Here is a 10,410-nt window from a genome sequence, read left to right on the forward strand (position 1 = left end):
GTGTCAGTTATCCTACATACATTATGCACGAAAACTTTCGGTTAGGCACTTAGGTCGAGCATGGCTTGCTCCAGAGGGTCGCTGGCCTCACCACTCTGGGCGGCACGGCATTCCTCTTTGCTTAAGCCTAGCTTCCGAGCTGAAAAGGTATGTCCGCTAACACAGTAGTGACATCCATTACGGTTGGCTACAGCCAAAGCAATTAGCTCTCGCTGGCGCCCACTTAGCACGCCATTGTTTTCGATGGCCTCTTCGAATGCCAAATAGCCTGTCAGGCTTGCTCCATCGATACCCAGCGCGGTGTAGAAGTTAGGAATCATGCCGTAGCTTTCCTGAAATCCTTTCAGAATAGGGGTGGCAAGCTCATCGGCTGTATCAAGATTGACGGGTTTCATCGTACACCTCATAGCGTAAATATATCGTGGTAGGTAGCGTCTAGCACGGTGTTTGCAAGTTAGATTAACGCGAGTTCAGGAGGAACTTGGTATAACTTACTATTCGTAACTATACCATTGGTAAGTTTTGTTGCAACTGTGCCAACATGTCAATCAAGGGTGGTTTTTGTGCAGCGGCCAAGTATAGTGAATTACACCAAGACGCTAGGTTCACGGTAAGGCATCGTTGCCTCGGTATAGCAGGCTGCCCCTTTGTGTGCAGAGCTCTGTGCATGAGGAAGGTGCCAACCCTCGTTAACTCTTCATGCTGACTGACAGGACACCTCAATGAAACGTGAAACACTTGCCTTGCACCACGGTTATGCGCCAGATAGCCAGCACGCTGTTGCGGTGCCGATTCATCAAACGACGTCTTTTTCCTTTGATAGCGCCCAGCATGCCGCAGACCTGTTCGACCTGAAGGTAGAGGGCAACATTTATTCGCGGATCATGAATCCGACCTGTGGCGTGTTGGAGCAGCGTGTGGCTGCGCTCGAGGGCGGTATTGCCGGACTGGCAGTGGCGTCCGGCATGTCAGCCATCACCTATGCCATCCAGACCATTGCCGAGGCGGGTGACAACATCATCTCGATCAGCGAGCTCTATGGCGGCACCTATAACCTGTTCGCTCACACGCTGCCGCGCCAGGGCATCGAAGTACGTTTCGCGGATCGCCACGATTTCGACGCCATCGAAGCGCTGATCGATGACCGTACCCGTGCTGTGTTCTGCGAGAGCATCGGCAATCCGTCCGGCGGGGTGGTGGATCTGGCTAAGCTGGCTGAAATTGCCCATCGCCATGGTGTACCGCTGATGGTCGATAATACCGTGGCTACGCCGTTTCTGTGCCGTCCATTTGAACACGGCGCCGATATTGTCATTCACTCAGCCACTAAATACATCGGCGGACATGGCACCACCATCGGCGGGGTGATCGTCGACAGTGGCAAGTTCCCTTGGGCTGACCATGCGGAGCGATTCCCGCTGCTTAACCAGCCGGACCCATCCTACCACGGCGTCTGTTATACCCGGGACCTGGGCGCGGCTGCGTTTATCGGGCGGGCGCGAGTCGTTCCGCTGCGCAATATGGGCGCGGCACTGTCGGCCCAGGCAGCGTGGAACCTGTTGCAGGGGCTTGAGACGCTGGCATTGCGTATCGAGCGAGTATCATCCAATGCGCTGATCGTGGCGCGTCATCTTGAGCAGCACCCACGCGTCCTCTGGGTGCAGTATGCCGGACTTGAGAGCCATCCTGACCATGAGTTGGTCCAGCGTTACATGAGCGGCCATGCCTCAGGCATCATGAGCTTTGGTATCGAGGGTGGCCGTGAGGCCGGAGCGCGCTTCTACGATGCGCTGGGGCTGATTCTACGACTGGTCAATATCGGCGATGCCAAGAGCTGCTCGTCGATTCCGGCGTCGACCACGCACCGTCAGCTTAATGACGAAGAGCTGGAATCAGCCGGTGTCACTGCTGATATGGTGCGTCTGTCCATCGGCATCGAGCACGTTGATGATCTGCTGGCCGATATCGATCAGGCGCTGGAAGCCTCGGTCGGGTGAGTTCAGCAGGCTGAGCTATCTGAACGGGTCGAGAAAGCGTCTGTCCAGCCACTGCTTGGCTTTCATGGCCAGGCGGCCGGCAAACCAGCTGCGCCCCCGCACTGCTAGCCCCATCCCATTGCCCAGGTTGAGAATGGTCAGGGCCTGGGGTTGGGGTTGGTAGTGGCTAAGCGGCTGGTGAGCGTACCAAGCTGCCAGGTTATCGAGCAGAATCGGTGCCTGGCGAACCCCATAAACACCGAGTCGCGGTAGCGGGTGGTTAATCATTGCCGCGCAGTCACCAGCGGCAAACACCCATTCGGCAGCTGTGCTCTGTAGGGTGTCTTTTATCGCCAGTCCGCGCCCTTCAATCACCGGTAACCCCAGTTCCGCAATTACCTTGGGCGGTGCCAGGCCACTGGCCATGATCACATGGTCGGCTTCCACGTACTCAGGCTTACTGGCGTCATCAGCAACTGTGCTGAGGAGAACGCCTCCGGCAACACGTCGTTGGAAGCTGCGTGAATCCAGCCATTCAATACCACGTTTTCTTAGGTGCCGAATGAGCCAACGACTGGCGCCACTCGGGGCGTCGGGGAGCGGTTCGGTGCTGCGACTGACCAGTGACACGCTTGCCGGTGCGCCGTGTCGCTCAGCCAAGGCACGCAGGTTGCAGGCAATCTCAATGCCGCTTGCACCCGCCCCGATGACCACCAAGCGAGCGGCGTGGCCCTGAGCAAAGGTGGTCGTGAGTTGCTGGCGGAGTTTCACCAGCGAGGTGATCGGTTTGACTGTCCACAGGGGCGGGATCGGTACCTCAGTCAGGGTACCTGTTATACCGTTATCTTCATTGGTGGAGAATGCATCAGGCAAGGTGCGTGAACCCACATTCAACGATACAGCTGAAACGGCAAGACGCTGTCCTTTGTCCAGAAGAATCTCGCGGCTGTGGGTATCCAGCCCAGTGAGGCGTGCCCGAATCAATTGAACGTCGCCACCTTTGCGTGCCTGACGAACCAAGCGGGCCGGCTCAAGCCGGTCATCGGCGGACTGATACTGTCCGCCCAGCACACCACTGGCCATGCCGGAATACCAGAAGCCGCCTGGCTCAACCACAACGACCTTCCCAACCGGCAGTCGGTGGCGGTTGGCAAGTAGATGCAGGTGAGCGTGGCCGGCGCCAATCAACGCGAGGGGAAGTGTCGAGCGCATCAGGCGTTACCCCTGCGTGTACTTTGCAGCCAGGCCGACCAGGAGTACATGGCGAGTCCGATCCAGATCAGCACAAAGGTGCCCAGCTGAACGCTGCTGAGGGGTTCATTGAAAATGAACAGCGCAATCAAGAATTGTATGGTCGGGTTGATGTACATCAGAAAACCCAGCGTCGACAGCTTCAGGCGCCGCGCCGCGCCGGCGAAAGCCAGGAGCGGAAGGGCAGTGATTACGCCGCTGGCGACCAGCAGCAGCGACTGGGTCTGGGTTTCAAGAAAATGAGAGGCACCGGCCAGGCTCAGCCCGCCCAGCGCCAGAAGTCCCATGGGCAGCAACAACAAGGTCTCCACCAGCAGGCCCGACAGGCCATCCAGCGGCACCTGCTTGCGCAGCAGCCCGTAGGTCCCAAAGGTGGCGGCCAGTATGAGGCTGATCCAGGGAAGCTCGCCAAGCATGACCAGTTGCATGGCAATCGCTACCCCGGCCAGCGCCAGTGCCGCAAGTTGTAGCGGCGCCATGCGCTCACGCAACACCAGCATGCCAAGACCGACGTTGACTAGTGGGGTAAGGAAATACCCCAAGCTGGCCTGCAGCACATTGCGAGTCTCAACCGCATAGATATATAGGCCCCAGTTTATGGCGATAAGAATCGCGCAGGCCAGTACTCGGCCCAGGCGGCGTGGCTCGGCCAGCGCCCGGCGAACCGGCGACCAGCGCCTGAGTAGACTCACCACCAGTACCAGGAAGACACACGACCAGATGACCCGGTGAATTACCACCTCATAGGCGGGAACCCCATCAAAGAGGGCGAAGAACAACGGAAAGCAGCCCCACATCATGTAGGCGCCAAGGCCAAAAGCAACGCCCTTGCTGGCGTCGGCGTCAAATCGCTGGTTCATTGGCGGCTCTCCCGAAAATATAGCAGCCTATCATATTGTGGTTGTGCCACGTCACGCCTGTTTCACTCTGGCTGATTTCAGCGTGAGATGTTGGCCCTACGGTCTCCGATGGCAGGGAAAGATGGTAAGATTTTCGGCACAGCGGTGCTGCTTTATGGGGCCAACCTTAAGCACCTGAAATCAGCTTATGGAGGGAGTGTTGGAATGTCACAGCTCAGAACGACACTGGTTCAGGCTAATCAACGCTGGGAAGATCCGGCGGAGAACCGACGCCTGCTTGAAGAGATGCTGGGCGATTTAAACAGTGATTCGACGGACCTCATTGTGTTGCCGGAAATGTTTGCTACCGGTTTTACCATGAACTCCCGGGCCATGGCGGAGCCGATGGCAGAAAGCGCTACCGTGGCCTGGCTGGTTGAGCAAGCTCAGGAGCGCGGCTGTGTGGTCACTGGTAGTGTGGCAGTGGTGGAGGATGGTAACTATTACAACCGTTTAGTCTGGGCCTGGCCGGATGGCAGTCTGACCTGTTATGACAAGCGTCACCTGTTTCGCATGGCCGGAGAGCATAAGCGTTATGCCATGGGCGAGTCGCGCGAAGTGGTTACACTCAAGGGGTTCCGCATTTTGCTGACCGTATGCTACGACCTGCGCTTCCCGGTCTGGCTGCGCCAACGTCCTGCGGCGGGTGAGCATTTTGAGTACGATGCCATGCTATGCGTAGCCAACTGGCCGGCTGCTCGTCGCCATCCGTGGCGAGTACTATTGCAGGCACGGGCTGTGGAGAATCTGTGCCCGGTGATTGGTGTCAATCGCGTCGGCGAGGACGCTAACGGAATGGCCTACTCGGGAGATTCGATGCTGGTGGACGTCAAGGGCGAGGCGTTGATCGACGAGCCGCGCGATCAACCTTTTGTGCGCACCGGAGTGTTGGATCTCGATGAGGTCAGGGCGTTCAGGGAGAAATTTCCGGCTTGGCAGGATGCCGATCGCTTTTCAATACTTGAACGCGCTGATCAGCAGGAGGGCGCGTGATGCGTCTGGATCGCTTTGTCAGTGAAACCACTGAATTGACGCGCAGCCTGGCTAAGCGAGCCATCATGCGTGCAGAAGTATGCGTCAATGGCGAGCCGGAAAAACGTGCCGCTCGCCAGTTGAACGCGGACGATACAGTGACCTGGAACGGAGAGCTGTTGGCGCTTGTCGGGAAGCGTTACTTAATGCTGAATAAGCCGACAGGTATTGAATGTTCTGCGCGCCGTGGCCTATATCCCCGTACTATCGATTTGATTGACCTGCCCAAGGTTGAGCGGCTGAATCCGGTCGGGCGTCTTGATGTGGACAGCTCAGGACTGATCCTGATGACCGACGATGGCCAGTGGCTTCACCGGATCACGTCGCCTAAGAAAGCGCATCCCAAGGTGTACTTGGCCACGCTGGCGCACCCGCTGTCGGGGTCAGAGGCCGAGGAAGCCATTGCAGCCTTTGCTGAAGGTGTCGCGCTTGACGGAGACGAGCTGCCAACGCGGCCCGCTGAGCTGGTAATGCTCGATGACTACCACGCACGTTTGACGATTACTGAAGGGCGATACCATCAGGTGAGGCGCATGTTTGCGGCTATCGGTAATCATGTCGAGGCGCTGCATCGTACCTTGGTAGGCCCACTAGAGCTCGGAGACCTAGCCGAGGGCGACTGGCGCGAGCTGACCGAACAGGAAGTCGCCAGTTTCTAGGTGTGCAGAAACTCGCTGACAATAGTGTCGGCTCAACTGAATATGGCTGGGCGAAAGAAGTAGGTGTGGCCGTGCGGGGGAAATTTGAGCATTTACCTAACTCATTGAACCCATGATAAAGTCTATTGATTCAATCCTGTTGAACAGGGAGATCTTGTGCTGGAACGCCTGCAACGCCGCCTGGGATTGCAGACCATACCGGGTGTGTTTTTCACGTCGGTGGTGATCACGCTGCTTTTCGTCATCCTGGCTGTCCCCTTTGACGACATCGTTGCGGCAAAATTCGGTCAGTTAAGCGATTGGGTGGCGCAGTACCTGGGCTGGTTCTATATCCTCACCGTCAGTAGCCTGCTGGTTTTCCTGCTCAGCCTTGCTGTCAGTCGCTATGGCAAGATTCGCTTGGGAGATGACAACAGGCGTCCTGACTACTCCAATCTGACCTGGTTCACGATGCTATTTGCCGCTGGCATCGGCACTATCCTGATGTTCTGGGGCGTGGCTGAGCCGATTTCCCATTTTGTCCACCCGCCTTTTACCGGTGTGCAGCCGGGTTCAGAGCAAGCCGCCGGGGATGCCATGACCCTGTCGCTTTACCATTTCGGGCTGCACACCTGGACCATTTTTGCCATGCCGGGGCTGGCCATCGCCTACTTTTCTTATCGCCACGGTCTGCCCATGCGCATCAGTAGCCTGTTCTATCCCATCCTTGGTGAGCGGGTGTTTGGCCCAATGGGCTGGGCAGTGGATACGATTGCCGTGATTGGGACCCTGTTTGGCGTGGCCACTTCGCTGGGCCTCGGGACCCTTCAGATCAACAGTGGTCTAGGGTATCTCTTTGGTGTGCCATCCAATGGCCTGGTTGAGGTCGTGCTGATTGCTGTGATTACCTCCATCGCCGCCGGCTCTGTGGCACTGGGGCTGGACAAGGGGGTACGGCGGCTTTCCCAGATCAACATTGCCCTGGCCATCATACTGCTTGCCTTTGTTCTCATTGCAGGCCCCAGCGTCTTTATTGCCACCGGCATGGTGCAGAGCTTGGGCGGCTATCTTGACGCGCTGCCGTGGCTCGCGTTCTGGACCGAGTCGTTCCGGGACACTGACTGGCAGCAGCAGTGGACGCTGTTTTACTGGGCATGGACGATTTCCTGGGCGCCCTATGTGGGTATTTTCATCGCCCAGATTTCCCGGGGGCGTACCATCCGCGAATTCATACTCAGCGTTTTGATTGCGCCTACTGTCTTCACTCTACTGTGGTTCGGAGTTTTCGGTCTTTCCGCCATCGAGGTGGAAATGAGCGGCCAGGTAGCTCTCGCGGAACGGGTCCAGCGTGATCCCTCGGTGGCCATCTTTGCCTTCCTGGAAACCTTGCCGCTGGCCAAGCTGGCATCAGCGTTGAGTGTTGTCATTATCATCATTTTCTTCACGACGTCGTCCGACTCTGCTTCGCTGGTGATTGATACCCTGACTCGGCGTGAAGATCAGCCTTCACAGGTGCGCCAGCGCGTGCTGTGGGCGGCCGCTCAGGGTGGAGTTGCCGCAACCTTGCTGCTGGCTGGCGGGCTGGACGCCCTGCAGAACGTGATTACTTCTTTAGGCTTACCCTTCGGCATCCTTCTAGTATTCATGGCTGTGGCACTATACAGGGCACTGCGGGCTGACTATCGCGGTTACAGCATTGATGAACTGGTCAGGGGAAGGGCTTTTCCGGAAGTGACGGCTAACGCTGATATCAAGCAGGAGACTGAGCATGTACCAGAAACTGATCATCGCCATTGATCCCGAGGATCACGGTGAAGCCAAACGTGCCCTCGCGGCCGCGACAGACCTTCTGGCCGAGGACGGTGAGCTCCATCTGGTGAGCGTTTACAGTCCCGGCGGCGGCGGGTTTTTCCCTCACGTGGCAGGTGAAGCCCCCGAGAAAAAAGAAGCCGAAGTGCAACAAACTCTGGATCTTCTGGCGCGCAAATATCTGCCGATGAACCGTGATGCAAGGCTCCACGTGGTGGCAGGTAGCGCCGGTGAAAAGCTGGTCGGCTTGGCAGGTCAGCTGCACGCTGATCTGCTGTTGCTGGTATCGCGCGGTGACAGCACGCTGTGGCCGCTGCGTCGGGCAACGGTGGAGTACGTTTCGATACATGCGCCGTGTCGGGTGCTGGTACTGCCGTCGCAAAAGAAGGCCGGCCGTGAAGAGACGCTGGATAACAGCGATTGATTCTCACTCTGATGGCTTGCTCAGCAGGCCGGCAGCCTCCACCAAATCGCGCGTATAGTCACTGCGGGGTTGGCTGAGTACATCGAGGCAATCGCCGCTTTCCACCACTTTGCCATCTTTGAGCACCATCACCTGGTGCGCCATGGCGCGTACCACGGCCAGGTCGTGGCTGATGAACACATAGCTCAGGCCGCGACGGGCTTGAAGGTCTCGCAGCAGTTCGACCAGTTGGGCTTGAACAGTGCGATCCAGCGCTGAGGTGGGTTCGTCCAGCACCAGCAACTCGGGCTCGAGTATCAATGCGCGGGCGACGGCGATGCGCTGGCGCTGACCTCCGGAAAATTCGTGAGGATAGCGTGAGGCAACGTTATCAGGCAAACCGACCTCGCAGAGGGTGTCGAGAACGCGCTGGTCGATCTCATCACTGGATAGTTCAGGGTGATGAAAGCGCAAGCCTTCACTAACGATATCGGCTACCGGCATGCGCGGCGAGAGCGAACCGTAGGGATCCTGAAAGACGATCTGAAAGCGTCGCCGCTGGCGGCGCAGCGACTCGCCGCTCAGGGTATCAATACGCTCCCCATCGAAGTAGATTTCACCCTGGCTGGGGGTCAGGCGTAATAACGCCAGGGCCAGTGTGGTCTTTCCGGAACCGGATTCGCCGACTATGCCCAAAGTTTCGCCCCGAGCGACGCGCATCTCCAGCGGATGAACCGCCTGGAATGCTGGCGGACGCTTTGAGAACAGCCGTTTGGGACGCTGGAAACTGACTTCGAGGCCACGCAGTTCAAGTAGCGTTTCCGAGGATGCTGGTGGTGCCGGGCGTCCGCTGGGATCGGCATCAAGCAACTGTTTGGTATAGGCGCTTTGCGGGCGATTGAATACGCGTTCCACCGGGCCGCTTTCTTGAAGCTGGCCGTTCTTCATCACGCAGACGCGGTGTGCGTGACGACGTACCAGGTTGAGGTCGTGGGTGATCAGCAGAATGCCCATGCCGTGGGTGTCGCGAAGCTGATCAAGCAGGGCGAGGATTTCTTTCTGTACCGTGACGTCCAATGCGGTGGTCGGCTCATCAGCAATCAACAGCTCCGGGCGGTTGGCAATGGCCATGGCAATCATCACCCGCTGTCGTTGCCCACCGGAAAGCTGATGGGGCCAGGCGTCGAGCAATTCGTCGGGGCGTGGCAAGTGTACCTGGAGAAGCAGCTCACGGCTGCGCCGGCGAGCCTCTTGTCCTGACAACCCTTGGTGCAGGCGTAAGGTTTCGCTGATCTGGCGGCCTACTTTATGCAGCGGGTTGAGGGAGGTCATGGGCTCCTGGAAGATAAAGCCGACCCGGCTACCGAGAATGCGCTGCCAGTCGCGGGGCTTCAGCTGGGCCAGGTCGGTATCGCCCAGCCAACGCTGGCCCTCAACACTGGCACTGCTGGGTAACAGATTGAGTGCCCCTAGCGCAGTGACGGACTTGCCAGAGCCAGACTCACCCACCAGCGCCAGGGTTTCGCCGCGCTTGATCTTCAGCGACAGACCGTCAACGACAGGTTTGTCGTTAAAGGCGATGCGCAGCTGTTCAAGGCGCAGTAGCGGAGAGAGGTTCATACTGCTGACTCCCTGTCCGTCAAGCCGATGTTGCTACTGTTTTCGCTCCTGTCTTCGCCAGTACCTCCAGTAAGCGGCACATGGCGCGGGTCAAAGGCGTCGCGCAGGCCTTCACCAATGAACACCAACAGCGACAGCATGATGGCCAGAGTCATGAAGGCCGAAATACCGAGCCAGGGTGCCTGCAGGTTATTCTTGCCCTGGGCTACCAGCTCGCCCAGCGACGGCTCGCCCGGGGGCAGACCGAAACCCAGAAAATCTAGAGCAGTGAGTGTGGTGATGGCACCGGTAAACAGGAAAGGAATAAACGTCAGGGTGGCCACCATGGCGTTGGGTAGCACATGTCGCCATATGATCAGCCGCGATGGCAGGCCAATGGCCTTAGCCGCTTTTACGTACTCTAGGTTTCGCGCACGCAGAAACTCAGCACGTACGATATCCACCAGCCCCAGCCACGAAAACAGCAGCATGATACCCAATAACCACCAGATGTTGGGCTCGAACAGGCTGGCCAGGATAATCAGCAGAAACAGTACCGGCATGCCCGACCACACCTCGATCAAGCGCTGACCGATCAGGTCTGTCTTGCCGCCAAAATACCCCTGTACACCACCAATCAGCACGCCAAGTACCAGCGAGCCGAGGGTCAACGCTAGGGCGAACATCACCGACAACCTAAAGCCGTAGATAACACGCGCCATGACATCACGGGCCTGGTCGTCGGTGCCTAGGGGGCGTTAACAATTGCTGATGGAGGTCTGCCTGATTTAGCATGACTGTAT

9 protein-coding genes and 1 pseudogene are annotated in these 10,410 nt (G+C 57.9%); 5 read left to right on the forward strand and 5 right to left on the reverse strand.

Translation table 11 applies throughout. The features are described from left to right. Positions 1-41: 41 nt before the first annotated feature. The gene (locus ACTH3D_RS11030; protein WP_441667161.1) at positions 42-395 is read right to left on the reverse strand and encodes a carboxymuconolactone decarboxylase family protein; all 354 of its coding nucleotides are present in this window, start codon (positions 393-395) and stop codon (positions 42-44) included. 327 nt (positions 396-722) lie between these two features. Here ACTH3D_RS11030 and ACTH3D_RS11035 point away from each other — a divergent pair, with 327 nt between their 5' ends. After that, the gene (locus ACTH3D_RS11035; protein ID WP_441667162.1) at positions 723-1,997 is read left to right on the forward strand and encodes an O-acetylhomoserine aminocarboxypropyltransferase/cysteine synthase family protein; all 1,275 of its coding nucleotides are present in this window, start codon (positions 723-725) and stop codon (positions 1,995-1,997) included. Positions 1,998-2,012: 15 nt separating this feature from the next. Here the strand turns inward: ACTH3D_RS11035 and ACTH3D_RS11040 are convergent, their stop codons facing one another. Together ACTH3D_RS11040 and rarD are read right to left on the reverse strand one after the other, a co-directional pair. Then, the gene (locus tag ACTH3D_RS11040; RefSeq protein WP_441667163.1) at positions 2,013-3,188 is read right to left on the reverse strand and encodes an NAD(P)/FAD-dependent oxidoreductase; all 1,176 of its coding nucleotides are present in this window, start codon (positions 3,186-3,188) and stop codon (positions 2,013-2,015) included. Further along, on the reverse strand, positions 3,188-4,087 hold the full coding sequence (gene rarD / locus ACTH3D_RS11045; RefSeq protein WP_441667164.1) for an EamA family transporter RarD: 900 nt from the start codon (positions 4,085-4,087) through the stop codon (positions 3,188-3,190). The genes ACTH3D_RS11040 and rarD overlap by 1 nt, the downstream gene beginning before the upstream one ends. Before the next feature lie 204 nt (positions 4,088-4,291). Here rarD and ACTH3D_RS11050 point away from each other — a divergent pair, with 204 nt between their 5' ends. The 4 genes from ACTH3D_RS11050 to ACTH3D_RS11065 all read left to right on the forward strand — a co-directional run bounded on the left by ACTH3D_RS11050 (position 4,292) and on the right by ACTH3D_RS11065 (position 8,029). Continuing rightward, positions 4,292-5,119: an amidohydrolase gene (locus ACTH3D_RS11050; RefSeq protein ID WP_441667165.1), complete on the forward strand. Its 828-nt coding sequence runs from the start codon at positions 4,292-4,294 to the stop codon at positions 5,117-5,119. Then, positions 5,119-5,817: a pseudouridine synthase gene (locus tag ACTH3D_RS11055; RefSeq protein ID WP_441667166.1), complete on the forward strand. Its 699-nt coding sequence runs from the start codon at positions 5,119-5,121 to the stop codon at positions 5,815-5,817. Before ACTH3D_RS11050 ends, ACTH3D_RS11055 begins: the two co-directional genes overlap by 1 nt. 156 nt (positions 5,818-5,973) lie before the next feature. Further along, positions 5,974-7,593 (forward strand): BCCT family transporter, encoded by a 1,620-nt coding sequence (locus tag ACTH3D_RS11060; RefSeq protein ID WP_441667167.1) that lies wholly within the window; start codon positions 5,974-5,976, stop codon positions 7,591-7,593. Continuing rightward, positions 7,565-8,029, forward strand: a complete 465-nt coding sequence (locus ACTH3D_RS11065; protein WP_441667168.1) for a universal stress protein — start codon at positions 7,565-7,567, stop codon at positions 8,027-8,029. The genes ACTH3D_RS11060 and ACTH3D_RS11065 overlap by 29 nt, the downstream gene beginning before the upstream one ends. A 3-nt stretch (positions 8,030-8,032) precedes the next feature. On the opposite strand, the gene ACTH3D_RS11070 is transcribed toward ACTH3D_RS11065, so the two are convergent. Further along, the gene (locus ACTH3D_RS11070) at positions 8,033-9,628 is read right to left on the reverse strand and encodes an ABC transporter ATP-binding protein (RefSeq protein WP_441667169.1); all 1,596 of its coding nucleotides are present in this window, start codon (positions 9,626-9,628) and stop codon (positions 8,033-8,035) included. Continuing rightward, positions 9,625-10,359 (reverse strand): annotated as a pseudogene (locus tag ACTH3D_RS11075) (ABC transporter permease subunit); the annotation flags it as partial. The gene ACTH3D_RS11070 and the pseudogene ACTH3D_RS11075, both read right to left, overlap by 4 nt. Between the last annotated feature and the right edge of the window lie 51 nt (positions 10,360-10,410).

The sequence above is a fragment of the Halomonas sp. genome (assembly GCF_052095765.1).
Classification (GTDB): domain Bacteria; phylum Pseudomonadota; class Gammaproteobacteria; order Pseudomonadales; family Halomonadaceae; genus Halomonas.

Excerpts from the sequence above, each read along its gene's own strand:
- rarD (WP_441667164.1), bottom strand. The coding sequence starts at position 4,087 with ATGAACCAGCGATTTGACGCCGACGCCAGCAAGGGCGTTGCTTTTGGC.
- ACTH3D_RS11070 (WP_441667169.1), bottom strand. The coding sequence starts at position 9,628 with ATGAACCTCTCTCCGCTACTGCGCCTTGAACAGCTGCGCATCGCCTTT.
- ACTH3D_RS11055 (WP_441667166.1), top strand. The coding sequence starts at position 5,119 with ATGCGTCTGGATCGCTTTGTCAGTGAAACCACTGAATTGACGCGCAGC.
- ACTH3D_RS11050 (WP_441667165.1), top strand. The coding sequence starts at position 4,292 with ATGTCACAGCTCAGAACGACACTGGTTCAGGCTAATCAACGCTGGGAA.
- ACTH3D_RS11040 (WP_441667163.1), bottom strand. The coding sequence starts at position 3,188 with ATGCGCTCGACACTTCCCCTCGCGTTGATTGGCGCCGGCCACGCTCAC.
- ACTH3D_RS11030 (WP_441667161.1), bottom strand. The coding sequence starts at position 395 with ATGAAACCCGTCAATCTTGATACAGCCGATGAGCTTGCCACCCCTATT.
- ACTH3D_RS11035 (WP_441667162.1), top strand. The coding sequence starts at position 723 with ATGAAACGTGAAACACTTGCCTTGCACCACGGTTATGCGCCAGATAGC.
- ACTH3D_RS11065 (WP_441667168.1), top strand. The coding sequence starts at position 7,565 with ATGTACCAGAAACTGATCATCGCCATTGATCCCGAGGATCACGGTGAA.